The organism is Longimicrobium sp. (assembly GCF_036388275.1).
Lineage (GTDB): Bacteria > Gemmatimonadota > Gemmatimonadetes > Longimicrobiales > Longimicrobiaceae > Longimicrobium.
The window spans coordinates 1-16,729 of record NZ_DASVSF010000082.1; the positions used below are offsets into that span (position 1 = coordinate 1).

Annotated in this window: 15 protein-coding genes and 1 pseudogene; 9 read left to right on the top strand and 7 right to left on the bottom strand. The window is 71.5% G+C overall.

What is annotated here, in order from left to right; genetic code table 11:
- Together VF632_RS16910 and galK are read left to right on the top strand one after the other, a co-directional pair.
- Nucleotides 1–312: pseudogene (locus VF632_RS16910) on the top strand (UDP-glucose 4-epimerase GalE); the annotation flags it as partial.
- 13 nt (nucleotides 313–325) lie between these two features.
- Entirely contained in the window at nucleotides 326–1,498 is a 1,173-nt protein-coding gene (gene galK / locus VF632_RS16915) for a galactokinase (RefSeq protein WP_331024104.1), read from the top strand.
- 120 nt (nucleotides 1,499–1,618) lie between these two features.
- Here galK and VF632_RS16920 read toward each other — a convergent pair whose 3' ends face one another.
- The 3 genes from VF632_RS16920 to dusB all read right to left on the bottom strand — a co-directional run bounded on the left by VF632_RS16920 (nucleotide 1,619) and on the right by dusB (nucleotide 5,378).
- The gene (locus VF632_RS16920; protein ID WP_331024105.1) at nucleotides 1,619–3,442 is read right to left on the bottom strand and encodes a sensor domain-containing diguanylate cyclase; all 1,824 of its coding nucleotides are present in this window, start codon (nucleotides 3,440–3,442) and stop codon (nucleotides 1,619–1,621) included.
- Between the two features lie 140 nt (nucleotides 3,443–3,582).
- A complete protein-coding gene (gene larB, locus VF632_RS16925) occupies nucleotides 3,583–4,344 on the bottom strand; it encodes a nickel pincer cofactor biosynthesis protein LarB (protein ID WP_331024106.1) in 762 nt (253 codons plus the stop codon).
- Nucleotides 4,341–5,378, bottom strand: a complete 1,038-nt coding sequence (dusB, locus tag VF632_RS16930) for a tRNA dihydrouridine synthase DusB (protein ID WP_331024107.1) — start codon at nucleotides 5,376–5,378, stop codon at nucleotides 4,341–4,343. The genes larB and dusB overlap by 4 nt, the downstream gene beginning before the upstream one ends.
- Nucleotides 5,379–5,677: 299 nt before the next feature.
- Between dusB and VF632_RS16935 the strand changes: the two genes are divergently transcribed.
- Nucleotides 5,678–5,995: a type II toxin-antitoxin system RelE/ParE family toxin gene (locus VF632_RS16935; RefSeq protein WP_331024108.1), complete on the top strand. Its 318-nt coding sequence runs from the start codon at nucleotides 5,678–5,680 to the stop codon at nucleotides 5,993–5,995.
- Between the two features lie 31 nt (nucleotides 5,996–6,026).
- Nucleotides 6,027–6,314: a helix-turn-helix domain-containing protein gene (locus VF632_RS16940; RefSeq protein ID WP_349264008.1), complete on the top strand. Its 288-nt coding sequence runs from the start codon at nucleotides 6,027–6,029 to the stop codon at nucleotides 6,312–6,314.
- Between the two features lie 12 nt (nucleotides 6,315–6,326).
- Here VF632_RS16940 and VF632_RS16945 read toward each other — a convergent pair whose 3' ends face one another.
- The 4 genes from VF632_RS16945 to VF632_RS16960 form a co-directional block, all read right to left on the bottom strand.
- Entirely contained in the window at nucleotides 6,327–8,651 is a 2,325-nt protein-coding gene (locus VF632_RS16945; RefSeq protein ID WP_331024110.1) for an ATP-dependent helicase, read from the bottom strand.
- A gap of 194 nt (nucleotides 8,652–8,845) precedes the next feature.
- Entirely contained in the window at nucleotides 8,846–10,081 is a 1,236-nt protein-coding gene (locus tag VF632_RS16950) for a HAMP domain-containing sensor histidine kinase (RefSeq protein WP_331024111.1), read from the bottom strand.
- 82 nt (nucleotides 10,082–10,163) lie between these two features.
- Nucleotides 10,164–11,453: a serine--tRNA ligase gene (gene serS / locus VF632_RS16955; RefSeq protein ID WP_331024112.1), complete on the bottom strand. Its 1,290-nt coding sequence runs from the start codon at nucleotides 11,451–11,453 to the stop codon at nucleotides 10,164–10,166.
- Nucleotides 11,453–12,010, bottom strand: a complete 558-nt coding sequence (locus VF632_RS16960; RefSeq protein WP_331024113.1) for a hypothetical protein — start codon at nucleotides 12,008–12,010, stop codon at nucleotides 11,453–11,455. The genes serS and VF632_RS16960 overlap by 1 nt, the downstream gene beginning before the upstream one ends.
- 223 nt (nucleotides 12,011–12,233) lie before the next feature.
- Here VF632_RS16960 and VF632_RS16965 point away from each other — a divergent pair, with 223 nt between their 5' ends.
- From VF632_RS16965 to VF632_RS16985, 5 genes are all read left to right on the top strand, one after another.
- Nucleotides 12,234–12,587: a roadblock/LC7 domain-containing protein gene (locus tag VF632_RS16965; protein ID WP_331024114.1), complete on the top strand. Its 354-nt coding sequence runs from the start codon at nucleotides 12,234–12,236 to the stop codon at nucleotides 12,585–12,587.
- Nucleotides 12,588–12,639: 52 nt separating this feature from the next.
- Nucleotides 12,640–13,056, top strand: coding sequence for a response regulator (locus VF632_RS16970; RefSeq protein ID WP_331024115.1), 417 nt, complete (start codon nucleotides 12,640–12,642; stop codon nucleotides 13,054–13,056).
- Nucleotides 13,053–14,138: a mannose-1-phosphate guanylyltransferase gene (locus VF632_RS16975; protein WP_331024116.1), complete on the top strand. Its 1,086-nt coding sequence runs from the start codon at nucleotides 13,053–13,055 to the stop codon at nucleotides 14,136–14,138. The genes VF632_RS16970 and VF632_RS16975 overlap by 4 nt, the downstream gene beginning before the upstream one ends.
- 168 nt (nucleotides 14,139–14,306) lie before the next feature.
- Nucleotides 14,307–15,536 carry a putative sugar nucleotidyl transferase gene (locus VF632_RS16980; protein ID WP_331024117.1) on the top strand — a complete coding sequence of 410 codons (1,230 nt, stop codon included), beginning with the start codon at nucleotides 14,307–14,309 and terminating at the stop codon, nucleotides 15,534–15,536.
- Nucleotides 15,537–15,666: 130 nt separating this feature from the next.
- Nucleotides 15,667–16,488 (top strand): MBL fold metallo-hydrolase, encoded by an 822-nt coding sequence (locus VF632_RS16985; protein WP_331024118.1) that lies wholly within the window; start codon nucleotides 15,667–15,669, stop codon nucleotides 16,486–16,488.
- Nucleotides 16,489–16,729 lie beyond the last annotated feature (241 nt).

Consider the following 16,729-nt stretch of genomic DNA (forward strand, 5'->3'; position numbering starts at 1 on the left):
GACTACATCCACGTCGAGGACCTGGCCCGCGCACACCTGCTCGCGGTCGACGCGGCGACCGGCGGCGAGCACAAGATCTTCAATCTGGGCAACGGCAACGGTTTCTCCAACCGGCAGGTCGTCGAGGTGGCCCGCGAGGTCACCGGGCACCCGATGCCGGTCGAGGTCGCCCCGCGGCGCGACGGTGACCCGGCCGCGCTGGTCGCCTCGTCGCAGCGGGCCCGCGACGAGCTCGGCTGGGTGCCCGAGAAGCACACGCTGCAGGACATGATCGGTGACGCCTGGGAGTTCTACCGGACCCACGTCGCGTGATCTGATCAGAGGTATGACCGACACCGTCCTCGATGTCGCAGCCCGCGCCACCGCCGGCTTCCGTGCGCAGTACGGCACGGAACCGGCGGGCGTCTGGGCCGCCCCCGGCCGGATCAACCTGATCGGCGAGCACACCGACTACAACGACGGCTTCGTGCTGCCGATGGCCATCGACCGCGCCGCCTGGATCGCCCTGCGCCCGCGCGACGACTCGAAGGTGGCGATCCACTCGCTGGACTTTGGTGAGGACCGCGAGTTCGACCTCGATCACCTGGCCAGCACGGGCAACGAGTGGATCAACTACGTGCAGGGCGTGGCGTGGGTGCTCCAGAAGAAGACGCGCGGGCTGAAGGGGTGGGACGGCGTGACGGCCGGCGACGTGCCCATCGGCGCGGGGCTTTCGTCCAGCGCGGCCTTCGAACTGGCCTCCGCCCGCGCCTTTGCGTCCATTTCGGGGATGCCGTGGGATCCGCGCGAGATGGCGCTGGCCGCGCAGCGGGCGGAGAACGACTGGATCGGCGTGCGCTGCGGCATCATGGACCAGATGATCTCGGCCGCGGGCGAGGAGGGGCACGCCCTGCTGATCGACTGCCGCTCGCTGGAAACGCGCTCGGTGCCCATGCCGCCGGGGAGCGCCGTGGTGATCCTGGACACCGCCACCCGGCGCGGGCTGGTGGACTCGGCCTACAACGACCGGCGGCTCCATTGCGAGGAGGCGGCGGACTTCTTCGGGGTAGAGGCGTTGCGCGACGTAGACGTGGAGCGGTTCGAGCGCCTGGCGCCCAGGATGGAGAACGTGATGCGCCGTCGCGCGCGCCACGTCATCACCGAGAACGCGCGCACGCTGCAGGCGGCCGATGCGCTGGAGCGGGGCGACGCGGAGACGGTGGGCCGGCTGATGAACGAGAGCCACGCCAGCCTGCGCGACGACTTCGAGGTGTCGAGGAAGGAACTGGATGAAATCGTGGAACTGGCGCAGGGCCACGGCGCCTGCCGCGGCGCGCGGATGACGGGCGCGGGATTCGGGGGATGCGCGGTCGCACTGGTGGACGGGGAAGGCGCGGACGACTTCGCGCGCACCGTCGCGGAGGCCTACCAGTCCGCCACGGGGCTGGAGCCGCGCGTCTACGTCTGCTCGGCGTCGGCGGGCGCATCCATCGAGAGCACCACGCCCGTGCCCGCCTGAACTGCAAAAAAGCATCACGCAGAGAAAACGGAGAGGACGCAGAGACTTCGATTCAGTTCTCTGCGTCCTCTCTTTTCCCTCTGCGACCTCTGCGTGAAACTGCTTTTCAACGGATGAGGCTTACGAGCGACCGGCGGCTTCCAGCTTCGGCGCCGCGGCGACGCGGTTGCGTCCGGACTCCTTGGCGCGGTACAGCGCGGCATCTGCCAGGCCCAGGAGCTCCGAGGGGGTAGCGGTGCAGTCGGGGCACGCGGATACGCCGACGGAGGCCGTCACCGAGAGCGGCCGGCCCTGCCAGTTGACCGTGCGCGACTCCAGCGTGCGCCGGATGCGCTCGGCGGCGTCCATGGCCTGGCGCAGCGTGGTCTCGGGAAGCAGCACCGCGAACTCCTCGCCGCCCAGCCGCGCCGGCAGGTCCACGTCGCGAACGGTGGACTTCAGCAGGTCCGACACGTGCTGCAGCACGCGGTCGCCTGCCTCGTGGCCCCAGGTGTCGTTGAACTTCTTGAAGAAGTCCACGTCCAGCGTCACCAGGGCGAACGGGCGCGCGTAGCGGTCGAAGTAGCTGGACAGCGCCGCCAGCCGCTGGTCGAAGGCGCTGCGGTTGGGCAGGCCTGTCAGCGGGTCGGTGGATGCCCGCTGGTCCAGTGCCTCGAAACGGCGGGCGCTGCGCATGGGCATGGGGGCCACCGAACACAGCAGGTGAAGGATTTCCCGCTCCCGCTCGCCGAAGCGCCCGGGCTCCGGGTGCCACGCGGCCACCACGCCGATCGCCCGTCCGTCCACCATCAGCGGCAGCACGGCGGCCGAGCGCGGCGCCTGCTCCCACTTTTCGCCCGGCGCCAGCAGCGGCAGCCGGTCGCGCTCACGGCGCAGGTCCACGTAGTTCAGGTCCACGCCGTGCTTCACCGCCAGCGACAGCCGCGACTCGCCCTCGCCGAACGCCTCGGCGCCCATGGGCATGGGCTCGCCCGACGCGTGCAGCACCTTGCCGCGCCCCGCATCGTCCGTCACCAGGGCGACCGCCGCGCCGGCGGCCCCGGTGCCCTGGCGCACGGCGGCGGCAAGCTGCGCGGCGAACTTGTCCAGCTCCAGCTCGCCGGGAAGGGTGCGCACGGCATCCGCCATCGCCCGCATCCCCGCGTCTGCCCGGCGCACGGCGGCGCGCGACTTCAGCAGCCCCAGCAGCGTGCCCAGGTGCTGGCCCCCGCGCACCGCCGCGGCCTCGGCCCCGGGCGGCACCTGGCCGGGATAGGCGAGTGCGAGCACCATCACCCGCGCCTCCACCTCCACCGGCAGCAGCAGCATCTCCGCCGCCCAGGGGGAGGGCAGGTCGCGCTTGCCGCGCTGGATGCGCTGGGGAAGCCGCTCGTCGATGGCCCACGCGAACGGGTGGCCGGCCAGCGCCACGGGCGACTCGGCCGCGGGCACCTCGGGCGCGGCGGCGCGCACCAGCAGCGCGGCCGAGCGCTGGTCGTCCAGCCCGTCGGCCCGCCACAGCGCCGCCTCGTGCGCGTCGGTGGCGCGAAGGATCACCGCCAGCGCGTTCTCCACCGCCTCCGCGTCCGTCGCCTCGCCCTCGCGCCGGGGCGCCGCTTCGGGCTCGGCGACCGCGGCGCTCCCGATGCGCTTCGCCCCCGGCCCGTGCGCCACCCACGCCGCGAGCCCCGCCGCCAGCGCCATCAACAGCACCCATCCCGCCGCCGCCGTCCATCCCGGCGCCGTGCCATCCATCCAGTCCGCGCCGATCCCCAGCGCCGCCACGACGCCCGCCGCGGGCGCCGCCCACTTCGGCGCGCGCCGGCCGAAGAGCACCACCCATCCGGCCGCGAGCGGCGCCAGGGGCGAGGCCAGGTGACCGGTCGCGGCGATCAGCAGGTGGACGGGGGGCCAGAGCGCCGCGGCGGCCCCGGCATCCTTGCCGCGGACGTGGAACGCCCACACGGCCAGGGCAAGCAGGATGATGACGGACAGCGCCGCGCCCCACCACGGCAGCCGCGCCGCGAGCCCGAGCGCGGCGGCGTACGCCAGCGCCGAGACGGCGAGCGGAAGCGGATGGGGAACGCGGATTGACGTGGAAATCGTCAGGGGGGCGGAAGCAGGTTGATGCGCGACGCGGCGGCCGCCGCGCCGAACCCGTTGTCGATGTTCACCACGGTGACCCCCGACGCGCAGGAGTTCAGCATCCCCAGCAGCGCCGAAAGGCCGCCGAACGAAGCGCCGTAGCCCACGCTGGTCGGGACGGCGATCACGGGAACGGAAACCAGGCCGCCGACGACGGAGGGAAGCGCGCCCTCCATCCCCGCGATCACGATGACCACGGCGGCGGACGACAGCGTGTCGCGCGCGCTGAGGATGCGGTGGATGCCGGCCACGCCCACGTCCGTCAGCCGCTCCACCGGGTTGCCGTACGCGCGTGCCGTCACCGCCGCCTCCTCAGCGACGGGCAGGTCGCTGGTGCCGGCGGTAACGACCAGCACGGTGCCGCGCGTCCGCCGCTCCACCGGCTCGGCGGGCGCCAGGTACGCCGTCCGCCCCAGCTCGTTCAGCTCGATGGCGGGAAGGGCGGACCGCAGGGGCTCGCGCGCCTCGGGCGCCAGGCGCGTGGCCAGGAACCCCTCCCCGCGCTCCGCGATGCGGACCGCGAGGGCGACGACCTGGTCCGGCGTCTTCCCCTGCCCGAAGACGACCTCGGGAAAGCCGTGGCGAAGGGCGCGGTGGTGGTCCACCCGCGCGAAGTCCAGGTCTTCCACCGGTGCCCAGGCCAGCCGCCGCTCGGCGTCGGCGATGGACGACGCGCCGCTGGCCACCTCGCCCAGCAGCGCGCGGAGGGACTCGGGGGTCACGCGGCCGCCCCCTGCTCCACCTGCGCCAGGTACCCTTCCAGCAGGCGCTCGGCCTCGTCCAGCCGCCGCACCTCGAACAATTCCTGGCGCAGGTAGCGCCCGTTGGGAAGCCCCTTGGTATACCAGCCCAGGTGCTTGCGGAACTCGATCATCGCCTTTTCCTCGTCCGCCTCCCAGGCAATGGCCAGCCGCGCGTGCTCGATGACGATGCGGAAGCGCTCGGCCGCCTCCGGATCGGCGGGCACAGGCCGCCCCTCCAGCGCCGCGCGGGCCTGCGAGAACAGCCACGGTGCCCCGTGCGAGCCCCGGGCGATCATGATGCCATCGCAGCTGGTGTGGTCGCGCATCCGCGCCGCCGCCTCGCCGGTGAACACGTCGCCGTTGCCGATCACCGGGATGTCGAGCGCTTGCTTGACGGCGGCGATCTCGTCCCAGTTGGCCGTCCCGCTGTACATCTGCGTGCGGGTGCGGGCGTGAAGCGTCAGCACCTCGGCGCCGGCGTCCTGGCAGCGCAGCGCGATCTCCACCGGGTTGCGCGTCTGCTCGGTGAAGCCGCTGCGGATCTTGACCGTCGTCGGGATGGAGATGGCCGCCTTGACCGCCCGGATGATGTCGCGCACCAGGTCCAGGTCGCGCAGGCACCCCGAGCCGCCGTTGCGGTTGACCACCTTTTTCACCGGGCACCCGAAGTTGATGTCCAGGAAGTCGGGCTCGTACACCTCTTCCACGAGCCGCGCGGCCTGGGCCATGGCCTCCGGCTCAGCGCCGAAGATCTGGATGCCGATGGGGCGCTCGTCGTCGTGAAAGCGCAGGTACGAGTGGGTGCGGCGGTCGTGGCGCCGGATGCCCTCGGCCGAAACGAACTCCGACACGACGACGTCGGCCCCGTACGACCGGCACAGCCGGCGGAAGGGAGATTCACTGACTCCCGCCTGCGGGGCCAGGTACAGCGGCACGGTGCCGCTCTTGAGCAGGTCGATGGCACTGGTGGACATGCGGCAATATAACCCGCCCGCGCCGGACGGTTCAACCACGGCGGGCGCGCGAGCCGGGCGAACCGTTCGCTCCGTGTCGGCTCGGGAGCCTCGACGTCGCGCCCGCCTGCTTCCGAACGATCGCCATCCCAGCCCCGGCGCGGTCTCGCCGACGTCGTGCGCAACGTTCGGATTTACCGGCCGATGGCGAAAGATATGGGTAGGAGTGGCGAGGGTGAGAAGCGTAAATTTCGTCCTCTCCCCCACGCGATCGGAGGGCGCCGGGTACACCATTGACACGGGTGCGTCATTGGTGTATGATGGGTGCCGGGCGGGAGGTCACCCCAGTCTCTCGTCCCATGGAAATCGTCGAGACGCCGCTGTTCACGCGGCACGTGGAGGAACTTCTCTCTCCCGAGTCGTACCGTGACCTCCAGATCGTGCTGCTCGACGATCCCACGGTGGGGCCGGTCATCCCGCGCACGGGGGGCATCCGCAAGGTGCGGTGGGCGGGGAGCGGCCGGGGAAAGCGCGGCGGGGTGCGCGTGATCTACTACTTCGCCGTGGCCCGCGACCGGCTGCTGATGCTGTACGTGTATCCCAAGAACCAGCAGGACGACCTCACCGAGGCGCAGCGCCGGGCGCTGCGGGCCATCGTCGAGGCCGAGTACGGATGAGCTTCAACCCCAAGGGAGGCCAGCCATGCCCATGCGTGACGAACTGTTCGACGAGCTCCTGGAAAGCGTGCGCCAGGGCGGCGCCATCCTGCGCGGCGACGCGCCGCCCTCCCGCACCTTCACCTACGACGAGGTGGATGTAAAGGAGCTCCGGCAGCGCCTGAAGCTTTCGCAGCCCAAGTTCGCGGCGCTGATGGACGTGCCCGTGGGCACGCTGAGGAACTGGGAGCAGGGCCGCCGCCGCCCCGAGGGCCCCGCCCGCGCCCTGCTGCGCGTGGTAGCCAAGCACCCCGAGGCCGTGCTCGACGCGCTTCGCTGAAGCCGGCGGCGCCTACTCCCACTCGGGCTGCAGGTTGGCGTACTTGAGCAGGATGCTCTTGCGGCCCACGTCGTCGAACTCGATCGTCGCCTTCACGTTCTCGGAGTAGCCCGACAGCTCCATCACCGTGCCCACGCCGAACGTGGGATGCCGCACGCGCGAGCCCTTGCGCAGCGACGGCGAGTCCTGCGAATCCGAGTAGTCCACCTGGTAGCTGGGGTCGCCATCGTACGCGGGCGCGGCGGGGGCGGAGCCGTACAGCCGTTCGCGGCGCGTGCCCGGCCGCCCGAAGTCGCCGAACTGCTTCCACGGCTGCGGATAGCTGGACGTGCGCTCCAGGATGCGAGGCGTGCGGCGCGTCTCCGTCAGCTCCTTGGGCACCGACTCCAGGAACTGCGACGCCACGCAGTCCATGTACGTGGCGCCCCGCCGCCGCCGCCGCGCGTGTGACAGGTACAGCTTGCGCTCGGCGCGCGTCACCCCGACATAGAAGAGCCGCCGCTCCTCTTCCATGTCGGCGGGCTCGTCCATCGCGCGCACCAGGGGGAACAGGCCGTCCTCCAGCCCGGTGATGAAGACGAAGGGAAACTCCAGCCCCTTGGCGTTGTGAAGCGTCATCATCGACACCGCGTCGGCGTGCGGATCGTGCTGGTCCACGTCGGCCACCAGCGCCACGTGGCCAAGGAACAGGTCGACGGCGCGCGGTGACGTTTCGCCCACCTCTTCCAGCTCCATCATCAGCTCGGGATCTTCGTCCTCCAGCCGCCGCTGGACGTCGGCCGCACCCGCGATCAGCTCGTCCAGGTTCATCAGGCGGTCCTTGCCCTCGGGGCCCTCGGCCTTGAGCGCCTCCACCAGCCCCGCCTCGATCACCAGCTCCCGCAGCAGCCCGTCCAGGCCGATCCCCTCGCGTCCGGCCAGCGCCGCGTACTTGCGGATCAGCGCGGCCATCTCCGGCAGCGCCCGCGCCGCCACGCCGCGGATTCCCTCCACCGATGCAGCCTCCTCCGCCGCGCGCAGCAGGGGCAGCCCGCGCGCCGTCGCGTGCTCCGCCAGCCGCGCCACCGACGCGTCGCCGATCCCCCGCCGGGGGACGTTGACGACGCGGAGAAAGGCCTCGTCCGCGGCGGGGTTGGCGACGAGCCGCAGGTAGGCGAGCGCGTCCTTCACCTCGCGGCGCTCGTAGAAGCGGGTTCCGCCGATCACCCGGTACGCCATCCCCTCGCGGCGCAGCCCCTCTTCCATGGCGCGCGACTGGGCGTTGGTGCGGTAGAGGACGACGAAGTTCTTCAGCGCCAGCGACAGGTTGTCGGCCATCCGCACGCGGATCTCTTCCGCCACCCAGCGTGCCTCGTCGGCCTCGTCGGCGCACTCGACGAGGGTGATGCGCTCGCCCTCGCCGGCGTCGGTGCGCAGCGTCTTCCCCTTGCGCTGTACGTTCTGCGAGATCACCCGGTTGGCGGCGTCCAGGATGGTGCTGGTGGAGCGGTAGTTCTGCTCCAGCCTCACCATCCGGGCGTTGGGAAAGTCCGTTTCGAAGTCCAGGATGTTGCGGATGTCTGCGCCGCGCCAGCCGTAGATGGACTGGTCGTCGTCGCCCACCACGAACAGGTTGTGGTGCTCGCCGGCCAGCAGGCGCAGGAACGCGTACTGCGCGCGGTTGGTGTCCTGGTACTCGTCCACCAGGAGGAAGGGAAAGCGCCGCTGGTAGCGTTCCAGCACGGGCGGGCTCTGCCGGAACAGCTCCACCGGCTTCACCAGCAGGTCGTCGAAGTCGAAGGCGTTGGCGTCCTTGAGCGCCTTCTGGTAGCGCGGAAACACGTCCGCCACCACGCGCTCGAACGGGTCGCTGGCGCCCTGCGCGTACGCCTCCGGGCCCATCAGCTCGTTCTTGGCGGACGAGATGGCGCCGTGCACCGCACGGGGCGAGAACTTCTTGATGTCCACCTGCAGCTGGTCGCGAAGGATGCGCTTCACCAGCCCGTCGGTGTCGTCGGCGTCGTAGACGGTGAAGCCGGGGCTCCATCCCAGGCGGGTGCCGTCGCGCCGCAGGATGCGCACGCCCACGGAGTGGAAGGTGCCGATCCACATTCCCGCGAGGTCCTTGCCCAGGCTGGTCCTCACCCGCTCGCGCATCTCTCCCGCGGCCTTGTTGGTGAAGGTAAGGGCAAGGATGCTGGCCGGGTCTACGCCCATCTCCTCCACCAGCCACGCGATGCGTGTGGTGAGCACGCGGGTCTTTCCCGATCCGGCGCCGGCCAGCACCAGCAGCGGCCCCTCGAAATGGGAAGCCGCCTCGCGCTGCTCGGGGTTCAGGTGCGACAGGTCAAACGTCATCGGTAACTGCGGTCAGGACGGTAACGACGGTCACTACGGTAACAGAAACTGACTGCGGAAGCCCGGCCAGCGGCTTCCGCATGCAATGGTAGTGGCTGCGCGCACCATGTTCTCAGAGTGCAGTCCGCGAAGGCGGACTTCGGGCCGTCGTTGCCGCGGATTCATCCGCCCCAGCACAGCCGGGGCCTCGCGACTCAGGACGCCGCCTTCCGCGCGAAGCGCCTGGGCACCAGCTGGTCGTCCGCCGCATCCTTTTCGCGCGGGGCGGCGGGAAGGATCATCGCGAACCGTGCTCCCTTCTCCGACGGCTCCAGGCGCAGGCGGCCGTGGTGGACGTCTTCCACGATCCGGCGGGCCAGGGAAAGGCCCACGCCCCAGCCCCCCTTCTTGGTGGATACGCCCGGATCGAACAGCGTGCTCCGCACCGCCGGGGACACGCCGGGCCCGTCGTCGATCACCCGGATCTCCACCCTCCGCTCGCCGTGCGCCTGCGCCTCGATGCAGATGCGCCCGCCGGAGCCCGCCAGCGCGTCGAGCGCGTTCTTCACCAGGTTCTCCAGCGCCCACTCCAGCAAGATGGCGTTGCCCAGCACCGGCGGCGTCCCCTCGGGCACGTCCACCTCCAGGTCTACCCCGCGGCCCAGCTGCGGCAGCCGCACGCGGATGTAGCGCTCCAGCACGCGCAGCAGCGTGCGTACGTCCACCGGGTCCTTCTGCACCGGCCGGCCGATCCACTCGAAGCGGCGCGCCACCTTCTCCAGCCGGTCCAGGTCCGCTTCCATCTCGCCGGCCACCGCGGGAAGGGTAGCCATGGGCTCGCGCTCCTCGTCGGGAAGGCGAAGGATCTCCACCCACCCCGCCAGCGACGACAGCGGCGTGGCCATCTGGTGCGCCGACTCGCGCGCCATCGCCGCCCAGATGCGCTCGCGCTCGGTGCGCTGGTTGTGGCGGATCAGGGAGGCCAGTGCGCCCAGCAGCCCCACCAGGGCGCCCACCTGGAGGAGTGGGATCCACCGCAGCCGCTCCACCGTGGGCGGGTCGCCGAAGTAGATGGTGCCCAGCCCCGCCTCCGTCAGCGGCGGGTTGCGCGAGGCCAGCCGCTCCGAGTAGTCCATCACGCGGATCATGTCCGCGGTGTCGCCCGGGACGGCCTCGAAGGGAAGGTTCACCCAGTACGCGGGCACCCCGTCCTGGTCGGCGTACACGATGGGCACGCGCAGGCGCTGGATTTCTCCCGACAGCGCCAGCAGGGTGCCCACCGGCTCGGCCTGCGGGTCCGTCAGGCCGTGGAACACCCGCACCACCATGCGCGAGTGCACCTGGGCGTCCTTGCGCATCTCGCGCACGAGCGCCTGGCTGTACACCAGGTACCAGGCCAGGATGGCCGCGGCCAGCACCGCGAGGGCGGTGGGCCAGTGGCGCCGGTTCATCCGCGGCGCGGCGGGGCGGGGGTCCGCATGAAGGAGCGGTGGATGGGGTCCGGCGCGCCCAACGGGACGCGCCCGGCCGCGGTCAGGGGCGAACCAGCCGGTCCGTCCCCAGGTACGGGCGCAGCGCCTCGGGAACGGAAACCGACCCGTCTTCCTGCTGCCCGTTCTCCAGCAGGGCGATCACCGTGCGCGGCAGCGCCAGCCCCGACGCGTTCAGCGTGTGGACGAACTCGGGCCGGGCGCCCGGCTCGGGGCGGTAGCGGATGCTGGCGCGCCGCGCCTGGAAGTCGGTCATGTTGCTGGCGCTCGACACTTCCAGCCAGCGGTCGACGCCCGGCGCCCACACCTCCAGGTCGTACGTCTTGGCCGAGCCGAAGCCCGTGTCGCCGCCGGCCAGCAGCAGCACGCGGTAGGGAAGGCCCAGCAGCTGAAGCACCCGCTCGGCGTGCCCCGTCATCTCCTCCAGCGCCTCCCACGAGCGCTCCGGCCGCTCGAAGCGCACCAGCTCCACCTTGTCGAACTGGTGAAGCCGCAGCAGCCCGCGCGTGTCCTTGCCCGCCGCCCCCGCCTCGCGGCGAAAGCAGGGCGAGTAGGCGGTGAAGCGCGTGGGCAGGCGGCCGGCGTCCAGCAGCTCGTCGCGCAGCAGGTTCACCAGCGGCACCTCGCTGGTGGGCACCAGGTACAGCCCGTCCTCCGGCAGCTCGTAGGCGTCGCCGTCTTCCACGAACTTGGGGTACTGCCCCGTGCCCTGCATCGACTCGCGCGTTACCAGAAAGGGCGGCTCCACCTCGGTGTAGCCGTGCTCGCGGGTGTGCAGGTCCAGGAAGAAGTTGATCAGCGCGCGCTGCAGCCGCGCGCCCATCCCCCGGTACGCGGGAAAGCCGCTTCCCGCCACCTTGGCCCCGCCAGCCAGGTCCATCAGCCCCAGCTCGGTGCCGATCTCCCAGTGCGGGCGCGGGGCGAAGCCGAACTCGCGCGGCTCCCCCCAGGTGCGGACGACCACGTTGGCCTCTTCGCCGCCCTCGGGGACGGACGGGTCCACCAGGTTGGGAATGCGCAGCAGCTCGTGCTCGACGGCGCCTTCCACCTCGCGAAGCCGCGCGTCGATTTCCTTGATGCGGTCGCCCGCCGTGCGGGTTTCGGCGATCAGGTCGTCGGCGCTTTCGCCCCTGCGCCTGCGCTCGCCCACCTGCTGGCTGACGGCGTTGCGGCGGGCCTTGAGCTCGTCGCCCTCGCCGATCAGCGCGCGCCGCTCGGCGTCGAGGGCCAGCACGCGGCCGATGGCCGCGCTGGTCTCGCCGCCCTTGCCGCGCGCGGCCAGCCGCTGGCGGACGGCGTCGGGGTCCTGCCGGATCAGCCGAACGTCGATCATCAGTCGGCGAGGCGCTCGTCGTCGCAGTTTTCGTTGAGCACCACCGCCAGGCTCACCGTCTGCGCCGCCGCGTCTAGCGCCGTCACCTTGGCCTTGGCGTACGTCTGGCAGCGCTGCACCCCGTTGCTCCAGGGGCGCGAGCGCATGATGTAGGTGGCGTTCAGCACCAGCGGCACGGCTTCGTCGCCGTAGTCGGCGCCGCTGCGGGGCGCCTCGCGGAGGGCGTCGAAGTCGCGGGACGTGCGGCCGATCTCCGCACCGCTGGTGCTGCCGACGGGCACGAACGGGCGCAGCACCAGCTGGCCGCCCACCTGGCGCACCGAGAAGTCGTAGCGGTCGGCGTCGGCCGGGGTTTCCGGAAAGCTCTCCAGCGGGCCCCCCAGCCCCTGGGGCACCAGGTCGATGGCCGTGGCAAAGGTGGTGGCGCTGGTGGGGGCGGCCAGCGAAACCGTGTCGGCGCGCAGCCGCGGCTCACCGAAGAACGAGTTGCCTTCGCAGGCGCTGAGCGCGCCGGCGAGAGGAAGAACGAGCACAAGAGCAAGGAGCGAAAGTCGCACCGCCGGATCCCTCCAGGAGCGGCCCGGCCCGCGCGCGCTGCGCGGGTGGGCGCGTGAAAAAAACAGCGCCGCCACGAGGGCGGGCGCGCGGGTAACCATAGGGGACGGCGGGAGCGCGCGTCAAGGTGGCCGCCCGGTTTTCCAGGGTTGACGCGGGGCCGCGCCCGCCGGTACGTTGCTCGCGTTCCACCGGCCCTTTTCACCACGGCGGAGAGCGCGCGAAATGCCCCAGCTCGAGACGGCCCTTTCCTCGCTTCGCGGCCACCCGGGGGTGCAGCACGTGCTGGTGCTGGGCCACGACGGCCTGCTGATCGCGCACCAGGGCGAGGGACCCCTCGACGCCGAGACGGTGTCGGCCATGGTGCCGGGGGTGGCCAGCGCCGCCTCGCAGCTGGGACGCGCCGCCGGCGCGGGCCCCGCGTCGGTCGTGGCGGCCCGGCTGGAGCGCGGGGTGGCGCTGGTGGCCACGCTTTCGCCCGAGGTGCTGCTGGCCGTGCTGCTGGGCGAGGGCGTGGGCTTCGCCCCGCTGCTGCGCGAGCTGGCCGACCGCCGCGACGAGCTGGCCGCGCTGGTGTGAGCGATACAACCCCGTCCGCGCCCACCCGGTTCCCTTCCCACCGCCGGACCCCATGACCGAAACTCCCGACGGCGGGCCGCGCCGCGTGCTCGTGGCCGACGACGAGCCCCACATCGGCCGCATCATCCAGATGAAGCTGGAGCAGGGGCCGTACGAGGTCACGCTGGTGGCCGACGGGCGCGCGGCACTCGACGAGCTGCAGGGCCCCGAGCCCATCGACGTGGTGCTGCTGGACATCATGATGCCGTACGCCACCGGGCTGGAGGTGCTGGCCGAGGCGCGCCAGCTGCCGCACCGGCGCGACACGCCCATCATCATCCTCACCGCCAAGGGCCAGGACGCCGACCGCCGTCAGGCGCTGGAGCTGGGCGCCACGGACTTCTTCACCAAGCCCTTCAGCCCCAAGAAGCTGCTGGCCCGGGTCGACGAGCTGTTCGGCGGCCCGCCCGCCGGGGAGGACGACGAATGACGGCTGGCGGGCCTCACCTGTGGACGGTAATCCTGGCCGGGGGCGTGGGCTCGCGCTTCTGGCCGGTCAGCACCCCGCGCCGCCCCAAGCAGCTGCTTCCGCTGGCTTCTGACCAGCCGCTGATCCGCGACACGGTCGACCGCATCACGCCCCTGATCCCGCCTGAGCGGCTGCGCATCCTCACCGGTGCGCACCTGGCGGAGCCCCTGCTTTCGGTACTGCCGGAGTTCGACGAGCGCAACCTGCTGCTGGAGCCGCGCGCGGCGGGAACGGCGCCGGTGCTGGCCTGGGCCGCCGCCGAGCTGGAGCGGATGGACCCCGATGCGGTGATGGTGTCGCTGCATGCCGACCACGTCATCCATCCCCCGGAGGCGTTCCGCGCGCTGATCGCCCGCGCGGCGCAGCTTGCGGCCGGCCACCGCCGCCTGTTCACCATCGGCGTTCCGCCCACGCGGGCGGAGACGGGGTACGGCTACATCCACCTGGGCGCGCCGCTGCCCGCGATGGAGGGCGACGCGCACCCGGAGCCGGGGAACGCCGTGGCCGAGTTCGTCGAAAAGCCCGACCGCGAGACGGCGGAGGGGTACCTGGCGGCGGGAACGTACCTGTGGAACACCGGCCTGTTCGTCTGGCGCTGCGCGGACCTGCTGGACGAGCTGGACCGCCACGCGCCGGAGTTCGCCGGGCTCGTCCCTCTCCTGCGCCAGGGCGGCCCCGATGCCACGGCCGAGTTCTTCGCCCGGGTGCCCACCATCTCCATCGACGAGGCGCTGCTGGAGCGCTCGGACCGGGTGGGCGTGGTGCGCGCGACCTTCGCCTGGGACGACGTGGGCGCGTGGGACGCGGTGGCGCGCACGCGCACCCCCGACGAGGCGGGCAACGTCCTCCTGGGCGACGCCCACGCAGTCGACAGCTCGGGGTGCATCCTGTACGCGGACGCCGGCCCCGTGGTGGCCTTCGGCATGACCGACGTGGTGGTGGTCCGCACGGAAGGCGTGGCCTTCGTGGCCCAGCGCGACCGGCTGCCGGAGCTGAAGGCGATGCTGGAGCGGCTGCCGGAGGCGCTGCGGAAGCTGGACTGAACGGCAGTGCGTGAGTGCGTTGGTGCGTGAGTGCGGTAGTGGCCTGGTGCGCACTACCGCACTTCGTCGTTTTGGCGTGGGTGCATGCTGGCCTAGTCCAAAAGATGCAGAGGCGCGCGCCCGGACTCACGCACTAACGCACTCACGCACTAACGCACTCGCTCCTCCATGCTTTCCCTGATCCTCTTCGACGACGCGATTTCCCGCGGATGGCAGCCCTTCGCGCTCACCCGGCCGGGCGGCGAGCTGGCGTTCGGCGCCCTGTCCATGCGCCGCCGCGCCGAGCGGGTGTTCGGCGCGCGGTGCGTTGCGCACCTCGCGGCGGATCACCTGGTGGGCTTCGCGGAGGGCGATTCTCCCCCGGTCGTCGGCTACGCGGACGCGCCCGGAGACGGTGACAGGCTGTTCCTCTCGGCCCGCGCGGTGCCGGCCTGGGGGAGCGGCGAGGTGTGGAAGGCCCGGCGCGGCGGGTCGGGCCCCATCCTGGTGAACGGCGAGGTGGCCGGCTGGTTCGCTCCGGACGGCACCCCCGGCCCGGACGCCCGCTTCTTCGACGCCCCGCCCACCATGCTGGACCGCACCGGTGCCGTGGAGCTTGCGGGACGGATGATCGGCCCCGTGTGGGAGCTGATGTCAGGGAACGGCGACCAGCTGACCATCGACATCCAGTCGCTCTTTCCCGAGCCCGCCGTCGTCAACCTGCCCGCGGGCGCCCACCGCATGGGGGAGCACGCGCTGGTGCTGGGGGAGGGCGTGCGCATCGAGCCCGGCGTGGTGCTGGACCTTTCCTCCGGACCCGTCTGGCTGGACGACGGGGTGACCGTGCGCGCGTTCACCCGTCTCGCCGGTCCGGCCTACGTCGGGCACAGCAGCACCGTGCTGGGCGGGCCGCTGGAGCAAGTGACCATCGGGCAGGGGTGCCGCATCCGGGGCGAGTTCGCCGAGAGCGTGTGCCTGGACTTCGTGAACAAGGCCCACGACGGCCACATCGGCCACGCGTACCTGGGCGCGTGGGTGAACCTGGGTGCGGAGACCACGAACAGCGACCTGAAGAACAACTACGGCAGCGTGCGCCTGTGGACGCCGGAGGGCGAGCGGGACACGGGCGAGATCAAGCTGGGCTGCTTCCTGGGCGACCACGTGAAGACGGGGATCGGGCTGCTGCTGAACACGGGCACCGTCGTGGGCGCGGGAAGCAACCTGTACGGCGCCGCGATGCCGCCCAAGTACGTTCCCCCGTTCAGCTGGGGCACCGGCGAGGAGCTGACGGCGTACCGGGCCGACAAGTTCCTGGACGTGGCCAAGCGGGCCATGGCGCGCCGCAAGGTGCAGATGGCCGACAGCTACGCCGAAGCCCTGCGCCGCGCCTGGAACCTGGCCCGCGGCGGCGAAGGCTGACGCGCCGATCCGCCGCGCCCGAACAGGGTTAGACGCTCTCCCCCACTTCGATTACATTGGAGCAGGGGAGAGCGTCCGTCGTTCCGCAGTTCACTCCCGCACTCCCGCACTAACGCACTCACGCACTTTCTTGAACGTCACCATCCTGGGCAGCGGCAGCCGCGGAAACGCGATCCTGGTGGACTCCGGCGACACCCGCCTTCTGGTGGACGCCGGGTTCAGCGGGCGCGACCTGGAGCGCCGGCTGGCGGAGGTGGAGGTGGACCCCGCCTCACTGACCGCCCTGCTGGTGACCCACGACCACGGCGACCACACGCGCGGGATGGGCGTCGCCGCGCGGCGGTGGAACGTGCCGCTGTACCTGACGGAGCTCACCCGGAACGCCTGCCGCCAGCTGCTGGACGGCACCGAAGAGGTGAGGACGTACGAGAGCGCGTCGCCGGTGGAAATCGGCGGGCTGGTGGTGACGCCGTTCCTGACGGTGCACGACGCCATCGACCCCGTCGCGGTGACGGTGACGGAGGCGGGGACGGGGGAAAAGCTGGGGATCGCCACCGACCTGGGGCGCGCGACGGCCGGTGTGCGGCACGCACTGCGGTGCTGCGACGTGCTGGTGCTGGAAAGCAACCATGACGAGATCCTGCTGCGCGAAAGCCCCTATCCCTGGTCGGTCAAGGCGCGCATCGGCGGAAGCCACGGCCACCTTTCCAACCGCGCCGCCGGCGAGCTGGTGACGGAGCTGTTCCACGACGGCCTCTGCGCCGTGGTGCTCGCCCACCTGAGCGAGAACGCCAACGAGCCGTCGCTGGCCAAGGAAGTAGTCGGCCAGGCGCTGGCCAAGCGCCGCTTTTCCGGGATGCTGGACGTGGCGCGCCAGGACCGTCCCACGCCCCCCATCGACGTCACCCGCATGCGAGCCCTGCGCCTGCCCCAGCAGATGGCGCTGTTCTAGCTCCGCTGGAAGGGCGGTTTCACGCAGAGGACGCAGAGAAAACGGAGAGGACGCAGAGAAAAGAATCTTTTACTCTGCATCCTCTCTTTCACCTCTGCGACCTCTGGTGCGTCAGGCGAAGCCTGATCTCTCTTGTGAACTGAAAGGAGTTCACCATGTGAAATGCCTGTGACACATGTAGCCGAGCAGGCAGGGTGGCCGGGCAACCGGAGCTCTGAAGCCCTGCGAGGCGCACGGTGCG